The 17,514-nt window shown below is 70.9% G+C and carries 21 protein-coding genes; 10 read left to right on the forward strand and 11 right to left on the reverse strand.

The genetic code is table 11. The features are described 5' to 3' along the window. Positions 1–37 precede the first annotated feature (37 nt). On the reverse strand, positions 38–838 hold the full coding sequence (locus ACH4T9_RS14830) for a TioE family transcriptional regulator (protein WP_396672868.1): 801 nt from the start codon (positions 836–838) through the stop codon (positions 38–40). 53 nt (positions 839–891) lie between these two features. Here ACH4T9_RS14830 and ACH4T9_RS14835 point away from each other — a divergent pair, with 53 nt between their 5' ends. The 3 genes from ACH4T9_RS14835 to ACH4T9_RS14845 all read left to right on the forward strand — a co-directional run bounded on the left by ACH4T9_RS14835 (position 892) and on the right by ACH4T9_RS14845 (position 3,414). Continuing rightward, positions 892–1,407 (forward strand): DUF6194 family protein, encoded by a 516-nt coding sequence (locus ACH4T9_RS14835; protein ID WP_396672867.1) that lies wholly within the window; start codon positions 892–894, stop codon positions 1,405–1,407. Between the two features lie 113 nt (positions 1,408–1,520). Further along, positions 1,521–2,798, forward strand: coding sequence for a hypothetical protein (locus ACH4T9_RS14840; RefSeq protein WP_396672866.1), 1,278 nt, complete (start codon positions 1,521–1,523; stop codon positions 2,796–2,798). 82 nt (positions 2,799–2,880) lie between these two features. Continuing rightward, entirely contained in the window at positions 2,881–3,414 is a 534-nt protein-coding gene (locus tag ACH4T9_RS14845; RefSeq protein ID WP_396672865.1) for a hypothetical protein, read from the forward strand. A gap of 87 nt (positions 3,415–3,501) precedes the next feature. On the opposite strand, the gene ACH4T9_RS14850 is transcribed toward ACH4T9_RS14845, so the two are convergent. Continuing rightward, entirely contained in the window at positions 3,502–5,583 is a 2,082-nt protein-coding gene (locus ACH4T9_RS14850) for a heavy metal translocating P-type ATPase (protein ID WP_396672864.1), read from the reverse strand. Positions 5,584–5,922: 339 nt separating this feature from the next. Here ACH4T9_RS14850 and ACH4T9_RS14855 point away from each other — a divergent pair, with 339 nt between their 5' ends. The 3 genes from ACH4T9_RS14855 to ACH4T9_RS14865 all read left to right on the forward strand — a co-directional run bounded on the left by ACH4T9_RS14855 (position 5,923) and on the right by ACH4T9_RS14865 (position 8,726). Further along, positions 5,923–7,020 (forward strand): serine hydrolase domain-containing protein, encoded by a 1,098-nt coding sequence (locus ACH4T9_RS14855; RefSeq protein ID WP_396672863.1) that lies wholly within the window; start codon positions 5,923–5,925, stop codon positions 7,018–7,020. 145 nt (positions 7,021–7,165) lie between these two features. Further along, complete coding sequence (locus ACH4T9_RS14860) at positions 7,166–7,690, forward strand: hypothetical protein (RefSeq protein ID WP_396672862.1); 525 nt, start codon at positions 7,166–7,168, stop codon at positions 7,688–7,690. Positions 7,691–7,721: 31 nt separating this feature from the next. Further along, positions 7,722–8,726 (forward strand): hypothetical protein, encoded by a 1,005-nt coding sequence (locus ACH4T9_RS14865; RefSeq protein ID WP_396672861.1) that lies wholly within the window; start codon positions 7,722–7,724, stop codon positions 8,724–8,726. Between the two features lie 60 nt (positions 8,727–8,786). Here ACH4T9_RS14865 and ACH4T9_RS14870 read toward each other — a convergent pair whose 3' ends face one another. The 4 genes from ACH4T9_RS14870 to ACH4T9_RS14885 are packed head-to-tail and all read right to left on the reverse strand — an operon-like array spanning position 8,787 to position 10,877. Further along, positions 8,787–9,983 carry a helix-turn-helix domain-containing protein gene (locus ACH4T9_RS14870; protein ID WP_396672860.1) on the reverse strand — a complete coding sequence of 399 codons (1,197 nt, stop codon included), beginning with the start codon at positions 9,981–9,983 and terminating at the stop codon, positions 8,787–8,789. After that, entirely contained in the window at positions 9,970–10,140 is a 171-nt protein-coding gene (locus ACH4T9_RS14875; protein WP_396672859.1) for a hypothetical protein, read from the reverse strand. Before ACH4T9_RS14875 ends, ACH4T9_RS14870 begins: the two co-directional genes overlap by 14 nt. Next, positions 10,124–10,465 (reverse strand): hypothetical protein, encoded by a 342-nt coding sequence (locus ACH4T9_RS14880; RefSeq protein ID WP_396672858.1) that lies wholly within the window; start codon positions 10,463–10,465, stop codon positions 10,124–10,126. The genes ACH4T9_RS14875 and ACH4T9_RS14880 overlap by 17 nt, the downstream gene beginning before the upstream one ends. Beyond that, complete coding sequence (locus ACH4T9_RS14885; RefSeq protein ID WP_396672857.1) at positions 10,458–10,877, reverse strand: DivIVA domain-containing protein; 420 nt, start codon at positions 10,875–10,877, stop codon at positions 10,458–10,460. Before ACH4T9_RS14885 ends, ACH4T9_RS14880 begins: the two co-directional genes overlap by 8 nt. Before the next feature lie 274 nt (positions 10,878–11,151). Here ACH4T9_RS14885 and ACH4T9_RS14890 point away from each other — a divergent pair, with 274 nt between their 5' ends. Continuing rightward, positions 11,152–11,373: a FadR/GntR family transcriptional regulator gene (locus tag ACH4T9_RS14890; RefSeq protein WP_396672856.1), complete on the forward strand. Its 222-nt coding sequence runs from the start codon at positions 11,152–11,154 to the stop codon at positions 11,371–11,373. Between the two features lie 83 nt (positions 11,374–11,456). On the opposite strand, the gene ACH4T9_RS14895 is transcribed toward ACH4T9_RS14890, so the two are convergent. The 5 genes from ACH4T9_RS14895 to ACH4T9_RS14915 all read right to left on the reverse strand — a co-directional run bounded on the left by ACH4T9_RS14895 (position 11,457) and on the right by ACH4T9_RS14915 (position 14,799). Beyond that, positions 11,457–11,963: a hypothetical protein gene (locus ACH4T9_RS14895; protein ID WP_396673057.1), complete on the reverse strand. Its 507-nt coding sequence runs from the start codon at positions 11,961–11,963 to the stop codon at positions 11,457–11,459. Between the two features lie 188 nt (positions 11,964–12,151). Continuing rightward, on the reverse strand, positions 12,152–12,295 hold the full coding sequence (locus tag ACH4T9_RS14900) for a hypothetical protein (protein ID WP_396672855.1): 144 nt from the start codon (positions 12,293–12,295) through the stop codon (positions 12,152–12,154). 40 nt (positions 12,296–12,335) lie between these two features. Then, a complete protein-coding gene (locus ACH4T9_RS14905) occupies positions 12,336–13,631 on the reverse strand; it encodes an MFS transporter (RefSeq protein WP_396672854.1) in 1,296 nt (431 codons plus the stop codon). 76 nt (positions 13,632–13,707) lie between these two features. Continuing rightward, positions 13,708–14,190, reverse strand: coding sequence for a hypothetical protein (locus ACH4T9_RS14910; RefSeq protein ID WP_396672853.1), 483 nt, complete (start codon positions 14,188–14,190; stop codon positions 13,708–13,710). 9 nt (positions 14,191–14,199) lie between these two features. Then, complete coding sequence (locus ACH4T9_RS14915) at positions 14,200–14,799, reverse strand: GNAT family N-acetyltransferase (protein ID WP_396672852.1); 600 nt, start codon at positions 14,797–14,799, stop codon at positions 14,200–14,202. A 151-nt stretch (positions 14,800–14,950) separates the two neighbouring features. Here ACH4T9_RS14915 and ACH4T9_RS14920 point away from each other — a divergent pair, with 151 nt between their 5' ends. From ACH4T9_RS14920 to ACH4T9_RS14930, 3 genes are all read left to right on the forward strand, one after another. Next, the gene (locus ACH4T9_RS14920) at positions 14,951–15,385 is read left to right on the forward strand and encodes a VOC family protein (protein WP_396672851.1); all 435 of its coding nucleotides are present in this window, start codon (positions 14,951–14,953) and stop codon (positions 15,383–15,385) included. Between the two features lie 238 nt (positions 15,386–15,623). After that, positions 15,624–15,869, forward strand: a complete 246-nt coding sequence (locus tag ACH4T9_RS14925) for an acyl carrier protein (RefSeq protein WP_396672850.1) — start codon at positions 15,624–15,626, stop codon at positions 15,867–15,869. Between the two features lie 101 nt (positions 15,870–15,970). Further along, complete coding sequence (locus ACH4T9_RS14930) at positions 15,971–17,446, forward strand: amino acid adenylation domain-containing protein (protein ID WP_396686834.1); 1,476 nt, start codon at positions 15,971–15,973, stop codon at positions 17,444–17,446. Positions 17,447–17,514: the final 68 nt, after the last annotated feature.

A 17,514-nucleotide genomic window follows, 5' to 3' on the forward strand; every position in this document is an offset into this window, starting at 1 on the left:
CCTGGACAGGTAGCCGCACCGCCCGGCAGACCCGGTGCTACGCCTTCGGAACGGCAACATGGTGATCCGGGTAACTGCCGAGAGCCAGGTGGTCCGCGAGCCGCGCGGCGGCGGTGAGCATGGCCCGCCCCCGGTCGGTGAGCCGCCGTCGCCAGCCCTCCAGTGAGCCGGCCAACGCCTCGGGGCCGGCGGCGGCGCGGACCTGGCGCAGGACCGTGGCGATGTGGTCGAGCCGGTAGCCGCCGCGCCGGAGCAGGTGCGCCAGCTCGGCGTCGCGGACGTCGTCGACCCGGTACAGCCGGTGGCCGGTGTCGGGACCGCGCTGCGGCACGAGGACGCCGGCCCGCTCCCACTTGCGCAGGGTGGCCGGCGTCACGCCGATCCGATGGGCGAGGTGGCCGATCGTCAGCGGACGGTCGGCCCGGCCCGTGGCCGGCGTACCCGCCGGTGCGGCCCCGGCGGGTACGCCGGTGACCGCCAGGACCCCGACGGTCGCCTCGACGACGTCGAGCGTCTCCCGGTCGCGGAGCAGCTGGGCGTGGCTGCGGTCGATCGCCCGTAGTGCGGTGTCCACGTCGCCGGCGTTGACGGCGCGCATGATCTCGCCGGCGGTCGCGTAGCCGTGCGCCGGGACGAGCGCGAGGTAGGCGCGCAGCGCGTGCGCGTGCAGGGTCGAGTAGGCGCGGTAGCCGCTCGGCGTGCGCGGGGCCGGCGGCAGCACCCCGTCGCGTTCGTAGTTGCGGACCGCCTGGGTGGAGATGCCGTGCTCCCGGGCGAGGTCCGCGGGACGGTACGAACGCCCGCGTTCTCCCGGTTGAGACTTCAGCCCGGCCTCCAAGCAGCAGATAACGCCAAACCTTCACAGGGTGGGTCAACGATACGGTAAAGGTCATGACTTCTCTGCCTGAGTCCTCCGGCGATCGGGCGGCACCGGCCGTGGCCGAGCTCGTCGAGCGGATCGTCGCGCTGCCGCACGTCACACAGGTGCAGGCCGACGAGCGGTCCGGTGCGCCGGAGGCGAGCTGGGGCGACCGGTTCTTCTTCGTCGGGTCCGACCGTCGCCGGCCGTTCGCCACCATCGTGGAACACGACGTCCCCGGGTTCGACGAGGACTCGCACCTCGACCGGCCGGGGATCTTCCGTCTCAACGTGCACGTCGGCCGCGAGGAGTTCCTGCGCCGGTTCGGCTATCCGCCCGCAGAACTCCCCGACCACCGGTCGGGGATCGACTTCACCCGGTGCGACGAGGTCCTGCCCCACCCCGCCTACGGCACGTACGGCTGGGCGTGCGTGCTCAACCCCGGCATCCGGCGGCTCCCCGAGGTCGACCGGCTGCTCGCCCGTGCGCACGGCCGGGCGGCCGGCGAGCACCGGCGGGCGCGTGGGGAGCAGCACGACCCGCGCTGACCCGGCGTGAGCCGGTCGGGATCCGGGCGGGAGCGGACTGGAGTGACATCACCACTTCGGTGGGTTACGGTCCGAGATGGTCGCGGGTTGGGGTCTGGCCGAGGAGGCAGCTCATGCAGCGAGTCGAGTGCGGCCTGCTCGCGATCATGGGATCCGGCGAGACCAGCCCGACCATGGTCAGCGTTCACCGGGCGGTGGTCGACCGGCTGCCGCCGGACCGGCCGAACGCGGTGCTCCTTGAGACGCCGTACGGCTTTCAGGAGAATGTCGCCGACATCTCCGCCCGCGCGCAGCAGTACTTCCACCGCAGCGTCGGGCTGCGGGTGTCGGTGGCACCGGGCATGCGCGGTCAGGCATCGGCGGATGCTGACCGGGGCCTGGCGATGGTGCAGACCGCGGACTGGGTTTTCTCCGGCCCGGGGAGCCCGTCCTACGCCCTTGACCACTGGCATCGACAGCCCGTCGCGGCGGCCCTCGCCGAACGGATCCGACACCCGCGAGGCGCGGTCGTGTTCGCCTCGGCCGCCGCCGCCACGATGGGGTGTCTCGCCGTGCCGGTCTACGAGATCTACAAGGTCGGAGCCGCGCCGCACTGGCGCGAGGGGCTGAACCTGCTCGCCTGCCTTGATCTCCAGGTGGTGGTGATCCCGCACTACGACAACACCGAGGGCGGAACCCACGACACCCGCTATTCCTACCTGGGAGAACGCCGCCTGACCATCCTCGAACGGGAACTGCCGGCCGACGCCGCGATTCTCGGGGTGGACGAACACACTGCGGTGATCGTCGACCTGCTCGGCGGCAGCGTGGAGATCACCGGCCGGGGTGGCCTGACCGTACGCCGCGCCGGCCGCAGCCGCGTACTGACGGCCGGCGCCACCCTGAGCCTGGCCGAGCTGTGCGCGTTGACCCGCAGCGACCGACTCGCCGCGGGGAGGGTCGACGGTGTCCCCGGCCAACCGTCACGGGCGGCTCGACCGGCGCCCCTGCCGGAGGTGACCCTGGACTGCGAGCGGCGCTTCGAGGCGGCCCGGCTCGCCGGAGCGGCCGACGACATGGTGCAAGCCGTCCTCGACCTCGAGGAGACGATCGGCGTCTGGGGGGCGGACACCGACGAGGACGAGGGCACCACCCAGGCCCGCGCGGTGCTCCGGAGCCTGATCGTGCGGCTCGGACACGCCGCCGCGGTAGGTCTTCGGGACCCACACGACCGGCTCCGCCCCCTGGTGGAACCGCTCCTCGCGCTACGCGAGCGGCTACGCGGGGAACAGGCGTACCAGGCTGCGGACAGCATCCGGGCGGCCCTGACAGCCGCCGGCCTGACCATCCACGACACCCGGGCAGGCACGCAATGGGAGGTGGCCGTGCCCGCCGATGCCTCCGCCGCCTGAGCGGTCCGCCCCGACCCCCGGCAGGGGTGAATCCCTCAGGGACCGACCGAGGCCCAGATGGCCTCCTGCCTAAGCTGACCAGGTGCCACCGCCACCGCAGATCACCGCCGCACCGACGACGCTGCCGCTCCCGACCGTCGTCGTCGAGGTGCTCCTGATCAGCGCGGACCAGGACGGGTTACGGTTCCGGGCCACCGCCGCGCCGCTGCGGGACGAACACCCCGACGTCGTCGCGCGGTCGTTGGCAGAACTGCCGCCGGGCCGCCTCGACGGGCTCCTGCACTCCACGTCGTGGCGCTTCGCCGGCCGCCGCCTGACCGTCACCTACGTGGCACTACCCGACCCTCGTCCAGGCGTTCCCACGACGCCGATCGAACGCACGCCGGTGCTCGGTTCCGACGATCCCCTCGCCCCGGCCCCCGCCGGGATCCGGCCCGTGGACGTCGCTGTTCATGCCTGCCGTCACCTCGCCTTCCTGCGGCAGACCGATCCCACCGTCGCCGCCACAGCCGCTGCCGGTGCACCCGTGATCTGGCGGTTGATCACCGAATTCACGCCGGCCGTAGCGGGCGCGCTCGCCCCGAACACAACGCCGGTGCTTCTGCCAACTGGTTGAGCACCGGCTCCCGGGGCCGTGACACACTCCGGACGTCGGCGTCGGCGGTCCCGCGACCGCGCCTCGCGCGGAGCGCCGAACACCATCTCACTGTTCGGTCGGCGCGAGCTGTACCCGCCGGAGTAGTTGCGCGTTGAGTGCCACGACGATCGTCGACGCCGACATCAGGACGGCGGCGATGGCGGGGTTCAGGGCGAAACCGGCCCAGGCCAGCACTCCGGCGGCGAGCGGGAGTGCGATGACGTTGTAGCCGGCGGCCCAGGCCAGGTTCTGGATCATCTTGCGGTACGAGGTGCGGGACAGGCGGATGATCCCGGTGACGCCGCGGGGGTCGGAGGAGGCGAGCACGACCCCGGCCGACTCGATGGCGACGTCGGTGCCGGCGCCGATGGCGATGCCGACGTTGGCGCGGGCCAGGGCGGGAGCGTCGTTCACCCCGTCGCCGACCATCGCCACGGTCAGCCCGCGCCGTTGCAGGTCGGCGACGATGTCGTCCTTGTCCGCCGGCAGGACCTCGGCGAACACCTCGTCGACGCCGGGCCGGAACCCCAGGTCGGCGGCGACAGCCTCGGCGACCGGGCGGGCGTCGCCGGTGATCATCATCAGTTTCCCGACGCCCAGCCGTCGGAGCTGGTCGATCGCCTGCCGGGCCTCCGGGCGTACCTCGTCCTCGAGGGCGAGTGCGCCTACGATCTTCGCGGTCGCGTCGAGTCGGGCGAGGTAGAGCACCGCCGCTCCCCGGTCCGACCACTGCCCGGACGCGTGAATGATGTCGTCGGGGACGTCGGCGCCGAGCTCACGCAGGAGCGCGGGGCCGCCCACGGCGTACTGGGCGCCGTTGACGGTGGCGCGTACCCCCCGGCCCGTCAGCGACTCGAAGCCGGTCGCCCGTAGCGGTTGCCCGTGTCGGGCGGCGGCGGCCACGATCGCGCGGGCGAGCGGGTGCTCGCTGTCCGCCTCGACCGCCCCGGCCAGCCGGAGCACCTCGTCCTCGCTGCCGCCGGCGGTCGCGGCGACTGCGGTGACGGCATGTTCGCCCTTGGTCAGGGTGCCGGTCTTGTCGAACAGCACCGCGTCGACGGTGCGCATCCGTTCCAGCGCGAGCCGGTCCTTGACCAGGATGCCGGACTTCGCGGCCAGCGCGGTGGACAGGGCGATGACGAGGGGGATGGCCAGGCCGAGGGCGTGGGGGCAGGCGATGACCAGGACCGTCACGGTACGGATCACCGCCTCGTTGACGTCGCCGAGCGCGGACCACACGACGAACGTGAGGATGGCGGCGCCGGTGGCGATGTAGACCAGCCAGGCGGCGAACCGGTCGGCGAGCAGTTGGGCCCGCCCCTGTGACTGTTGCGCCTCGGCGACGAGGCGTTGGATGCCGGCCAGGGCGGTGTTCTCGCCGATCGCGTCGACGCGTACCCGGATCGCGGAGTCGGTGGCGACCGTGCCCGCGACCGCCCGGTCGCCGGCACCTCGCGGCACTGGCCGCGACTCGCCGGTGATCATCGATTCGTCGAGTTCGGCCCTGCCGTCCACGATCTGCCCGTCGGCCGGCACCCGGGCGCCGGGGCGGACGAGCACCACGTCGCCGACGCGCAGCTGATCCACGGGAACCCGCTGGACGCCGCTGTCGGTGACGCGTTCGGCGTCGTCGGGAAGCAACGCGGCCAGCGCGGCGAGCGCACCCCGGGCCTGGCCGATGGCCTTCATCTCCTGCCAGTGCCCGAGCAGCATGATCGTCACCAGCGCGGCCAGCTCCCACCAGAAGTCGAGGTCGAACGCTCCGGCGGTGGTGGCCAGCGACGCGACGTAGGCGACGGTGATCGCCATCGAGACCAGCAGCATCATCCCGGGCGCGCGGTCGCGCAGCTCGCGGACCGCGCCGACCAGGAACGGCCAGCCGCCGTAGAAGAACACGACCGTGCCGAGCACCGGCCCGACCCATGACATGCCGGGGAAGTCGAGCGAGTACCCGAACCAGTCCATCACCATGTGGCTGGTGACCACGATCGGCACCGTCAGCGCGAAACTCAGCCAGAACTTGCGGCGGAAGATCTCGGGGTCGTGCCCGGCGTGCTTGTCGTGCCCCTGATGCCCACCGTGACCGGCGTGCTGATCATGCTCGCTCGCCGGCCGGCCCGAACCATCGCTTGTTACGTCCTGGCGCATCTCATCGCCTCCTTATCGTCGTGGCCAATATACCCCCCGGGGGTATAGGTGCAAGGGGTGGAGTGAAATTTCCCCTTTGGGACTGGTTTCTCCGGACTCGGCGGCGTACCCAGCCTGGTCCGCGCAATGCCATTGACCGCGAAAAGCCCGAAACCGCCCGTCGTCTCCGGCGTCGTCCATTGCCTCACATACCCCCGGGGGGTAAGTTTGCGAAGGGCGTGCCTCGATCTGTCCGAGGTGCGTCTGTGCCGTCAGAGGCTGTCTGCGGTGCCGCCGGAACGACCATCGCCTGTCCCGGGGCCCCGCAGCAGTCAGTTGCCGTGAAGCGGGGAGGCGGAAATGGTTCAGGTCGAAGGGTTCGCCGAGCACGGGTACGACGCGGTGCGCCAGGTCTTCCAACAACTACTGGACGACGGTCGGGAAACCGGGGCGGGAGTGTCGGTCTGGCGCGACGGCCGGGAGGTCGTCCGGCTCAGCGGCGGCTGGGCCGACCCCGAACGGCGGCGTCCCTGGCGCGCCGACACCCTGGTGCAGCCGTTCTCACTGTCCAAGACCTTCGCCACGCTCGCCGCCCTGATCGCCGTCCGCGACGGCGCGCTGTCCCTGGACGAGCCGATCGCCACCTACTGGAAGGAATACGGCACCAGAGGCAAGGAACGGACCACGCTACGTCAGGTGCTCACCCACCAGGCGGGTCAACCCCGGTTCCCGGCCGAGGCCGCCACACTCGACCTGCTCGACGACGCCGCGCTCCGGGCGAGCCTGGCCGGGGCGGCACCCGAGTACGTACCCGGCACGTCGCTGGGAGAGCACGCGCTCACCTATGGCCACCTCATCGACGGCATCCTGCGCGCCGCCACCGGCAGCACACTTCAAGAGGTGTACGACGGCGTCGTACGCCCCGCACTCGGGCTGGACGCGTGGTTCGGCGTACCGGACGGCGCCCTGGACCGCGTCGCCGACCTGGAGTACGCAAGTCCGGATTGGCCAATTCAACTCCACGCGGCCCCGTGGCTGCAGATACCCGCAGGCGTGCTCGGCACCACGCAGGCGAACTCCAGGGTCTGGCGTCAGTCGGTCTTCGCGGCGGTCAACCTGCACACCACCGCAACCGCCATGGCCGGCTTCTTTGCCCACCTCACCAGCGACGACGGGCCCCTGCGTCAGCTACTCGGTCCACACCTGCACGCGGAGCTGCTGAGATCCCAGGTCACCGGACACGACGAGGTTTTCGGCACCAGGCTCACCTGGACACTCGGATTCATCCGCGACCGCGGCAAGATCGCGAAGGGTGGCATCGGGGGCTCCGCCGCCTGGTGGTCACTCACCCACCACCACGCCTGCGCCTACCTCACCCGCAGGCTGGGCGACCACTCGCGCGCCGCGGCCATCGCCGCGGCCCTCGGCGACGACCTGTCCGTGGTCGGGGAGGACTGAACCAGCAGGTTGGCCCTTTCGCGCCGCAACCCCTGTCGGGACGGGTAACGTCAAACCGCCCATACCGGGATAATCCAGATACCTCCGTGAAGAAGGCGTCTGGTGGCATCCAATCGTCGAAAGGGAGTCACGTCTCGTGCGCTCTGTGAGAATCGTGCTGGGGGGCGCCGTCGCCGCCCTTGCGTTGGTGGCGGTCGCCGCCCCGGCAGCCGCCGCCCCCTCAGTTGACTCAGATACGTCATTCACCGCCTTCAGCGGCTCGTTGGACATCACCGCGCCTGACCCGGTGGACCTCGGCTTTGTCCAGGTGGGCGTCCCGGCCGCTGTCTCGTTCGGGAACGTCCAGGTCACCGACGGGCGTAGCGAGGCCCCGAGCACGGGGACATGGACAGCGCAGGTGTCGTCCACCGCCTTCGCCAACGCGGCGGCCGGGGCGACGGTTCCCGCGTCGGCCATCACCTATGTCATCCCGTTCTGCACGGTCGTCGGCACCACCACCTGCACTCCGACAGCACCGGTCACCCTCAGTGGCGCACCTCAGACGGTGGTCAACGCCACCACCGCTTCGACCGGGGACACGGCGACCTGGAACCCCCAGTTCCAGTTCACGGTCCCGGCGGGATCGGCCCCGGGCACCTACCGCGGGACGGTGACGCATTCGGTGTTCTAGCCCGCGCCGCCGGCTCGCCGGATGGTCCTGCGTGGTGCTGCTGTGCGTCGCTGGCCTGGGGACACCCGCCCAGGCCAGCGCCACAGATCCGGCTGAGGACAAGGGAAGCTTCGGGATCTCGCTGCTCGACGTGACGCCCAGCCACCGCTCGGACCCTCGCGCGCTGACCAAGATCGTGGACCACCTGACGCCCGGCACGGTCATCAAGCGGCGGGTGCTGCTGATCAGCGAGCTGCACCAGCGCAGGGTCATCGAGATCTATCCAGGCGCAGCAGCGATCGGGAACGGCAAGCTCCGGGTGGGCGAAGGGCACGCCACGAACGAGTTGACGTCCTGGATCTCGCTGGACCACGACCGGGTGGGCATGTCACCTGGTGACAAGACACCGGTCGAGGTGACCATTCGCGTGCCGAGCACCGCCACGACGGGGGAACGGTACGCGATGGTGTGGGCCTCGCTGTCCTCAAGAGACAACGCAAGCCCGGGTGGCAGCCAGATCGACGCCGTCAACCGGGTCGGCATCCGCATCTACCTGCATGTCGGCCCCGGCGACGAGCCGCCATCGGACTTCACCATAGGAACGATGGTCCCGGCCCTCGACGACAAAGGTGAACCCACCGTCACCGTCGAGGTGACCAACACCGGCGGGCGGGCCCTGGACATCACCGGCGAGATGAGCCTCTCCGACGGACCCGACGACACCCGCGCCGGACCCTTCTCCTTCGACACCACGACGCTGGCGCCCGGCGAACCAGGCAAGGTCACCGCGTCGCTGCCGGCCGATCTCGCGGACGGACCCTGGAAGGTCCGCGTCAGCCTGACCAGCGGCACCGTCAAGCACAGCGCGGCCGGCACGATCACGTTCCCCCGGGCGGGCGAGCCAGGTCAGCCGAGCAGGCTGTCCGGAGTCAGCACCAACTGGCCCACGGTCGGCGGGGCACTCGCGGCAGCGTCCACCGTAGTGCTCACCGGTTTGGTGTGGGTGGCCCGCCGCTCCCGGCGGATGAGCGCGGCAGCACCGAGACAGGCCAGGTGAGGCCAGGCCGGCGGGATCAGGATCGCGCGGACCCGGACGGGGGTCCGGCGCGGGCGGTCCTCACGCGACCCCGACGACCGTGGCCAGGTGCGCCACGTCGGCCGGGACCGGCCCGCCGCGCATCAGGGCGGCGATCACCGTACGGGCCACCGGCCGCAACCGGACCTCGGCCGGCGCGGTCCGGTCCGCGTCGACCAGCACGCGCCCCGCCGCGAGCAGGTCGCCGACCTGGAGGTACGCGCGGGAAGCGTCGAGCAGGTACGCCGCCCGGTGCTCGGCCGGCAACCGCCGCCAGTCGTCCGAGCCGATGACCTTCTCGTGCCGGGCGACGGCCTCGCCCCCGTCGCCGAGGTCGACGGCGGTCGCCACCTGGGCCAGCTCGACGGCCGTGGGCCCGAAGTTGGTCCAGTGCCGGTCGTGGCCGTCGCCGATCTCGTCGGCGATCCCGGCCGCCCGGTCGACCAGTTCCCGTGCGCTCTGCTCGTCGCCGCACGCGGCGGCGGCCAGGGCGGCCTGGAGCAGCAGCGTCCCGTGTAGCGCCAGGTGCTGCGGCGGGCCGCCGCGCGGCACCGTGGGGGCGATGTGGTGGGCGGCGGCGATCGTGGCGGTCAGGGCCGGCCGGGGCCGGTCGAGGGCGCGCAGCGCCTGCCCCAGCGGGACGGCGGCTGCCGCCACCAGCAGCGGGTCACCGGTGGCCACGGACATGGCCCGGTCGGCGGCGAGCCAGCCGAGGTCGCCCTCGCCGAGCTTCACCAGCACCGACGAGGTGATCCGGTACGCCTGCGCCAGCAGTTCCGCCACGTCGTCCCCGCCGCCCGTGTGGGCGCGTTGGGCGTCGCCGAGCAGGGCCGGCAGCATCCGCAGCAGCTGCGGATAGTCGGCATGCTGGTACGTCAGCCAGGCGTGCCGCACCCGCCGGCTCAACTCGCCGGCCGGCGGTGCCGCCCGGCCGCCCGGCCCGGTCAGGACGGTGTCGTAGCGCGCGAGGGCGGCCCGCACCCCGTCCACCCCGTCCACGGTGGCACGGGTCGCCGCCGGCCGGCCGTCCCGGCCGAGCAGCGCCACCGGGTCGACGCGGAGCGCGTCGGCGAGGTCCCGGATGACGGTGAACCTGTCGAGGGAGCGGGCACCCCGCTCGACCTTGTCCACCCAGCTCTTCGACTTGCCGAGCCGGTCGGCCAGCATCTGCTGAGTCAGCCGCCGTTGGGCTCGTAACCGGGCGACCCGGCGGCCTATCGGCAGGTCATGGGTGGTCACGACGCCACCGCCGGTCCGGCACCGCCCTGGTGGTGTCGTCCACCGGCACCCGGTCCGCCTCGGCCTGCGCCAACAGCCGTCGCCTCGCCGCCTCCCGCTCGGCGGCCTCGGCCTGCTCGCTCCGGCGCTGCCCCGGGTCGCTATTCGTGCCGTCCATATCTCCCTGCCTTCTGGTTGGGTAGATAGCGTTGTTGCCGGTCTTGATCTTTCGCGTCGGCCGGGTGCTCCTGGACCACCCACATCTCCAACGGTCTGCCGCACCATCCGACGATGCGCTCGGTGATTTCGGCGGTGCTCATGCCGGTGATTTCCGCGTGGGCGTTCGGCAGGTACGCGGTCATGTAGCGGACGAGCGTTCGGATGTTGCACTGGCACAGCTCCTTGAGCTGGCGCTTGCGGGCCAGGCACGGCCAGGGTTCGCCGCAGACGAGGCAGGTCCAGTCCGGCCTCGACGGGCCGTGGAGCGCCGGGTAGTCAGCCATCGCCCGATTCGTCTTCTGGGTGACGGTGGCAGCCTTGCCGGCGGGGGGAGTAGGTCGGCCACATGGGCGGGCGTCTGTACTCACCGTGTGGTCGCTGTGCCCACGGCTCGCGGGGACGCCGGCGCTCCGCTCGCAGCTCCGTCACGGTGTCCCGGTGGTAGCACGCCTCGTCGCGAGCGGTGACGATCTCCTGGTACAGGGCGTCCAGATCGGCCTCGACCCGACGCAGGAACCTGCCGACTGCCTCCGGGTCTAGGCCACGCCGACCGAACCTGGTCATCGGGAAGTCCTGCCACCGGATGTCGGCCGGCGTCAGCAGATTCCGCCTGGACTGGTAGACCGCGCCGCCCTTGCTGGTGCCGCCGGCCTTGATAAAGGGCCCGTCCCCAACCGCGTCCGTGTTGGGCTCCATGTGCCTCCGTCCTGGGCTGTCGACAGCGCTGTCCTGCCCGGCCGCTGGAGTGACTCGGCTCGGCGCGGTGTGGGCTGATCGGGTCCGGTGCCTGCCGCAACTCGGCAACGGGGACAAATGAGCAGGCACCGGACTTGTGCCCCTCCTGGTGCGACCCGAGGACGAACACGGCTTGTAGCTTAATCAACATAGTAGACCTGGTCTAGCCTGCTCGACATAGTTGATGCAGCTTTCTGGAGGTGATCTACTCGGGGTGCGACCCGAGGAGTTTCAAATGACCGCGAAGTATGAGCGGGTGGCAGAGGCCATCCGCGAGCAGATTCGTACCGGCAAGCTGTCCGTTGGAGACAAACTGCCCTCGACTACCGCGCTGCAGACCCAGCACGGCGTGTCCTACGGCTCGATCCGTGGAGCCATGCTGGTGCTCAAGGCCGAGGGCCTGGTCGAGGGCCGCCAGGGCGAGGGCGTCTATGTGAAGGCGGTGCCGGCGGGCTGAGCACGCTTCTAGCGAAAATCCGCTACGACTACACCCCTGCCTGAAGCATCCCGCGCGCGTTAGTTGTTATCAGGTGCTCCCCTTCAGTCGTCGCACACCGTGTCGGCGTAGCGGACGAAGTCCTCGGGGGTGCGGAACGTGGCAACGTAGCCGTGCTCGCCCTCCCACCGCTTAGCGAGGATCACGTCGGAGCCGGTGCGGCCACGCAGCTCGCTGATCCGGAACGGGAAGTCACGCACTGCGCCGCGGTCCTTGTTCCACGCGCGCAGGGTGTAGAGCTGGTCGTCGTCCAACGTGGGCGGTGCCAGCTTCGTCTGCCAGCCGGCCGCTGGGCCGAGCAGTACGACTTCCTCCGTGGTGCGGTCGCTGCGGCCGGGATCCCGATCGAGCTGGACCACCTCGTCGGTGACCCCGCCGCCGTCCATGCCGAGGTAGAGGATGATCTCGTGAGTCCCGGCCTTGCCCCGACACCAGTCGAACACTCCAATGAGTCGGCCGTCGGCGTCCAGCCGTACCCCGACCGCGCCTTCGGTAGCCGCGCTGCAGCTGGTCAGCCCGGCCAGCACCAACACGCAGACCAGTCCAAGCATCCCCATGCGCCGCATCCCTTGAAGGTAAGCATCGAGGGTCACCTGCTGATCACGGCGACAGAACGGCTTGACGGCATCGGGAATCGGCTTTTCGCACCGGTACAGCAGTCGGATCTCGACGAACGCTCGCCTGCCTGATCCGTATGCGGCTGCCTCGGTCACCATGCGCCCGTCGAGGCGCAGCGCGGTTAGCCTCTCGGTGAGCCGATGCGGCGGGCTGACGCCGTCACCCCGGCATCGGTGGCCACGGCGAGGGTCAGGCAGTCGCCCCCCGCGCGCAGCGCGTCCTCGCCCGCCATGGCGACCATGGAGGCATGCGAGTGCTCGCGCATGTTTGTGATTTCTCGATTCCGGAGCTGTCCTGAGCGTGGTTCATGGGTGCTCCATGGCAGATGGCGAACGTGCGAGGGTTGCACCCTGTGGGGGTTGAGCTCGGTCAGGGTGCGGTTCATCTGCGATGGGTAGCGCCATCTCGCCGGTAGGCAGCACCGCTGCCGACGTACGCTCCTTTTCCCGCCGCCCGATAGGGCGATAGGCCACGCCGAATGCGGAAGCCAGGCAGATCGCGGCGGCTACGACAAGCGTCGGGCGGTCGCCGAGCTGGACGGCGGCGGAGCCGAGGGGAATTGCCAGCACGATAGGACCGAACATCGCGGTGTTCGCGGTCCCGGCCACTCGGCCGAGGACCGCTGTCGGCGTGTGCGTCTGCACCGCCGTCACTGCGGCGACCAGGGCCCAGGGCAGGCCGATGCCGGCGACCACCGAGGCAGCCACCGTGCCGGGCCACCAGGGCAGGCAGCGCACCAGGCAGTTGACGGCGAACAGCGTCGTGCCGGCGACGCCCACGGTGACCGGGCCCCATCGGACGATGAGCCGGCCCACGATGAGACCGCCGATGATGGAGCCGGCGCCCTGCGCGCTGAACAGCACTCCGATGAACGTCGTCGGTAGGCCCAGCGTCCCGGTGACCATCGCGTAGTTGGCGGCGGTCGTGAAGCCGGACATGGCGATGGACACGGCGGCGAGCGCGACCGTGACGCGTGTCGCCCGCTGGGCGAGCAGGACGGCGAGGCCCGCGCGCAGGCCACGTTGCCGCTCGGTCGGTAGGTCGGGTGGCGTCTGCTTCAGTCGTACGGCCGCGTACAGGAGGGCGACCAGAACCGGCATCGCCGCGCTGAGCAGGACGACCGCGTGGCCCCCGCGCCACGCGTAGAGGCCCGCGCCGGCCAGGGGCGCCACGAGCTTCATGCCTTCCTGGGCGCTGGAACGCCAGCCGTTGACGTCGCCCAGCTCCGCAGGTGACAGCGCGGAGGGCAACAGCGCCGTCTCGCCCGCGTCGATCAGCACGTAGCTGACGCCGTACGCACAGGAGACCAGGAAGATGAGCCACGTCTGACCTGGTCCGCGAACCGTGAGGAGACTGAGCAGAGCAGCGGCCAGAGCGAGGTTGACCGCCATGACCAGCGATCGCCGTGACGCTCGGTCGAGCAGGCCGCCCAGCCACGGGCCGGCGAGGACCGGGGCGTACACGCAGAGCCCGGCGAGGGCGGCGAGGCCGGTGGAACCGGTGAGGTCCAGGATCCAGATCCCGGCCACCAGCGACATGGCGCTGCTGCCGAAGCCGGACAGCAGCGAGATCGCCACGAACAGGCCGGCGTTCCGGCGCATGAGCCCTCCAAAGCTGAGTCGGGACGACTCAGATCCTTGATGTTGAGCGGGGCTCAGGCAATACGTTCCCGGTCTGTCAAGGTTTCGTTGACAGAAGATCGTCGAATCGTGCCGCGACAGCCTGCACCGGCCCCGGCAGCCGTTCGCGTCCTGCTTCTGCCAGGTCGAGCGCGAGAAGCGATGTCAACGCGTACAGCGAGCCCGGGTCGGCGTCGAGGGCCGCCTCCGCGGTCTTCCGCACGAGAGCCGCACGCCCGAACCGCGTATCCCACCGCCGGTCCGCGTCGATCCACCGCTGGAGATCGAGGACCGCACCCCGTATCGCCGCGATCCGCGTCGAGTACCCGAGATCCCGTTCGTGCCGCCGCGACCGTCGTACGGCCGCCAGGCGTTGCCGGCGCTGCTCCGCGGCCTGCCGGCTGCCGAGGCCGAGCGCGGCGGCGATCTGTCCCCAGGTCGCACCCGCGTGCCGCGCGCGGTCGATCAGCTCCAGCTCTCGCTCGTCCAGCCGGGCCCGGTCGACTGCGACATCGGTCAGCTCGATCAACTCGGGTGTCATCTGTCAACGTTACATTGACAACTGGTCCTGCCCTGCGCAGCTCGCTGCTGTCGCGGTGCGTGACCGCCATTCGTGGGCCAGGACGGCGAAGACGAGTCGGTCGGCCCACTCCCCCCGGAACAGGTAGCTCTCGACATGGCGTGCCTCCTGGCGCATGCCGATCCGGGTCATCAGCCGGGCGGACGCGTCGTTGCGGCCGTGACACCGGGCGTAGATCCGGTGCAACCCGAACTCGTCGAATCCCCAGTCCAGGAGCGCCGTCACGGCTTCCGTCGCCAGCCCCCGTCCGCCGTGGTCGGGGTGGATGACGTACCCGAGTTCGGCCGTGCGGTCGAGCCGGCTGCGCCAGACCAGCTCCACGGTCCCGATCACCCCGGCGTCGGTGGCCACGGCCAGGGTCAGGCAGTCGCCCTCCGCGCGCAGCGCGTCCTCGCCCGCCATGGCGAGCACCGACGACCGCGACTGCTCGCGGGTACGCGGCTCCGCGCCGAGCATCCAGCGCACGACGTCGGGTCGGCGCTGATAGGCGTACACGTCGTCGAGGTCGTCCAGCGTGACCGGGCGCAGGGTGAGCCGCGCGGTGCGAATCGGGTACGGCGGCCGGGACATCACGCGATCGTAGGGGAGTCGGCGGCCGGATGACCTCTCGATTCCACCGATCGCGTGGGACGGGCCTGGGCGGTGGCTGCCGTCAAGACGATGCCGGGCACCAGGGCGAATCCGGGTGGACGACGAAAGACCCCGTCTCTATGGTGGGCCGATGGCGTCGGTCAAGCAGATCCAAGTCACCTTCGACTGCGCAGAACCCGAGCGCGTCGCTCGTTTCTGGTGCGAGGTGTTGGGGTACGTCGTGCCGCCGCCACCGGAGGGGTTTGCTACCTGGGGCGATTTCGATCGCGCGTTGCCGCCTGAGCGTCAGGGTTCGGCGTTCGCATGCAACGATCCCTCGGGTGTGGGCCCGCGACTGTTCTTCCAGCGCGTTCCCGAAGGCAAGGTCGTCAAAAATCGGCTGCATCTCGACGTGCGGGTCGGCACCGGGCTCGTGGGTGAAGAGCGCCTGGCCGCGCTGGAGGCCGAATGCGCACGACTGGTCGCGCTCGGCGCGGTACGCGTGCGACTACTGCGGGCCGATGGCTACAACGAGTCATGCCTCGTGATGCAGGACATCGAGGGCAACGAGTTCTGTCTCGACTGAGTGGCCGCGAACGTGACCCACCCCTCGGCTTCGTTCGGTGCTGCCTACGCGTCCGGGCAGTCGTAGATACCTTGGGATCCTGATCGAAGCGCTCCCGCCCGACTTCGCAATCGCCCTGCCTGGCCATGGCGCGAGGGTAAGGCCGGCGGGCTCCTAGACGTCGGCAGGGTTGACTACGGTTGCTTCCGAGCATCGCGCCGGCGAGACTCCCATCCGAGGCGAGAGTGGGCACAGGACGTTGACCGAGCAGCACATCCCCGCACCGCGCACCGGTAGCCACGACGCCGTCCTCCGCATCGTCGCCGACGTGCTGAAGGTGCCGCACGTCGCGGCGGCCGACAGCTTCTACGACTTCGGCGGCACGTCTCTGCAGGCCATGCGGATCTGCGCCCGGATCGGCAAGGAACTGGGCGTCCGCGTCAGCCCAGCGGTCCTGTTCGACAGCGACACCCTGGCCGACGTCATCTCGGCGACCGAGGCCTGAGCACCGCACCCATCTCGCGCCGCCCCAGCCCTGCCGGACGTTCGGGAGTCAACTCCGTGCCGCACCCCCTGCCCGCAGCCCCACGACTCATCCACGAAGCGGTGGCCCACCAGGCACGCCTGCGTCCCTCCGCCGTCGCGCTCGCCCACCGCGACGAGCGTGTCGATTACGCCACCTTGGACGCCGCTGCGGATGCCTACGCCGTTGCTCTGTGGACGGCCGGAGTCCGGCCCGGGACCATCGTTCCGGTGCGTCTGCCCCGGGCACCTCAACTGGTGGCCGTCCTGTTGGCGGTCCTCAAGTGCGGTGCGGCGTACGCGGCTCTGGACCGCCGCTGGCCGGGGGAGCGGATCGACCAGGTCACCAGGATGGTGGGGGCGTCCGTCATGGTGACCGACGCCGGGGCGCACGGAGACGTACCCTCTTGGACCGCACCGAACGAGTCGCTGGCACAGGCGGCGTCGCGCCGGGCCGAACCCCCGTCGGTGTACGTCGACAGCTCCGCTGCTGCCACGGTCTTCTTCACCTCAGGCAGCACCGGCGTACCCAAGGGAGTCCTCTCCCCGCACCACGCGACCACCCGGCTCTTTCCCGCACCCGGCTTCGCGGACTTCGGGCCGGGCCGGGTGGTGCTGCAGGCCGCCCCGGTCTCCTGGGACGCCTTCACCCTGGAGCTGTGGGGCCCGCTGACCAGCGGCGGCACCTGCGTCATCGCGGACGCGGACTATCTCCTCCCCGACGACCTCGCCGACCTCGTCAACGCGACCGGGCTGGACACCGCCTGGCTGACCTCCTCCCTGTTCAACTTTCTCGTCGACGAGGACGACCCGGAACGCCCCTGCCTCGCGGGCCTGCGCCAGGTCCTCACGGGCGGCGAGCGGCTCTCACCCACCCATGTGGCCCGATTCCTGGCCCGGTACCCGGACAGCACCCTGATCAACGGCTACGGGCCGGCGGAAAGTTGCGTCTTCGCCACCACCCACCGGATCAGCGCGGTGGACTGCGACCACCCGGACGGCATCCCCCTCGGCGTCCCGGTGCCGGAGACCATTGTGCACATCCTGGACGGGGAAGAGTCTCTCGCCCCGGGGACGGTTGGGGAGATCTGCCTCGCCGGTGCGGGCCTGGCCCTCGGGTACGTCGGTGACGCCCATGCCACGGCTGCCGCCTTCACCCTCCTCCCGCTCGACGGGGAGCCCGTGCGTGTGTACCGGACGGGAGACCTGGGCTTCCTGGACTCCGACGGGGTGCTGCACTTCCGTGGCCGCACCGACTTCCAGGTCAAGATCGCCGGGCACCGGATCGAGCCGGGCGAGATCGAGAGCGTCGCACGCCGGATACCCGGAATCCGGGAGGCCGCCGTGGTTCCCGTCCCGGCCCCGGGCGGCGGATACGACCGGCTGGCCATGTTCTACACGGCCGACGACCCCACCGCGCCGACCCCCGCCGTGGTGCGCCGCGCGCTGGCCGCCAAGCTGCCCGGCTACCTGGTGCCCCACAACGTGCACCGGCGTGCCGCCCTGCCGACCACGACCACCGGCAAGCTCGACCGCAGCGCCCTGCTCGCCTCCCTGTGACCTGGCCCCTCCCGAACCGGAAAGCGCCTCCCATGACGCTCGCCACGCCCCCTGCCGACGCACCGGCC

Source organism: Micromonospora sp. NPDC020750, from assembly GCF_044334565.1.
Taxonomy (GTDB): Bacteria; Actinomycetota; Actinomycetes; order Mycobacteriales; family Micromonosporaceae; genus Micromonospora.

Bases quoted from the DNA above. Each gene is read 5' to 3' on its own strand.
- ACH4T9_RS14835 (WP_396672867.1), top strand. From the start codon at position 892: ATGACTTCTCTGCCTGAGTCCTCCGGCGATCGGGCGGCACCGGCCGTG.
- ACH4T9_RS14840 (WP_396672866.1), top strand. From the start codon at position 1,521: ATGCAGCGAGTCGAGTGCGGCCTGCTCGCGATCATGGGATCCGGCGAG.
- ACH4T9_RS14850 (WP_396672864.1), bottom strand. From the start codon at position 5,583: ATGCGCCAGGACGTAACAAGCGATGGTTCGGGCCGGCCGGCGAGCGAG.
- ACH4T9_RS14855 (WP_396672863.1), top strand. From the start codon at position 5,923: ATGGTTCAGGTCGAAGGGTTCGCCGAGCACGGGTACGACGCGGTGCGC.
- ACH4T9_RS14875 (WP_396672859.1), bottom strand. From the start codon at position 10,140: ATGGACGGCACGAATAGCGACCCGGGGCAGCGCCGGAGCGAGCAGGCC.
- ACH4T9_RS14880 (WP_396672858.1), bottom strand. From the start codon at position 10,465: ATGGCTGACTACCCGGCGCTCCACGGCCCGTCGAGGCCGGACTGGACC.
- ACH4T9_RS14885 (WP_396672857.1), bottom strand. From the start codon at position 10,877: ATGGAGCCCAACACGGACGCGGTTGGGGACGGGCCCTTTATCAAGGCC.
- ACH4T9_RS14890 (WP_396672856.1), top strand. From the start codon at position 11,152: ATGACCGCGAAGTATGAGCGGGTGGCAGAGGCCATCCGCGAGCAGATT.
- ACH4T9_RS14895 (WP_396673057.1), bottom strand. From the start codon at position 11,963: ATGCTTGGACTGGTCTGCGTGTTGGTGCTGGCCGGGCTGACCAGCTGC.
- ACH4T9_RS14900 (WP_396672855.1), bottom strand. From the start codon at position 12,295: ATGCGCGAGCACTCGCATGCCTCCATGGTCGCCATGGCGGGCGAGGAC.
- ACH4T9_RS14905 (WP_396672854.1), bottom strand. From the start codon at position 13,631: ATGCGCCGGAACGCCGGCCTGTTCGTGGCGATCTCGCTGCTGTCCGGC.
- ACH4T9_RS14910 (WP_396672853.1), bottom strand. From the start codon at position 14,190: ATGACACCCGAGTTGATCGAGCTGACCGATGTCGCAGTCGACCGGGCC.
- ACH4T9_RS14915 (WP_396672852.1), bottom strand. From the start codon at position 14,799: ATGTCCCGGCCGCCGTACCCGATTCGCACCGCGCGGCTCACCCTGCGC.
- ACH4T9_RS14920 (WP_396672851.1), top strand. From the start codon at position 14,951: ATGGCGTCGGTCAAGCAGATCCAAGTCACCTTCGACTGCGCAGAACCC.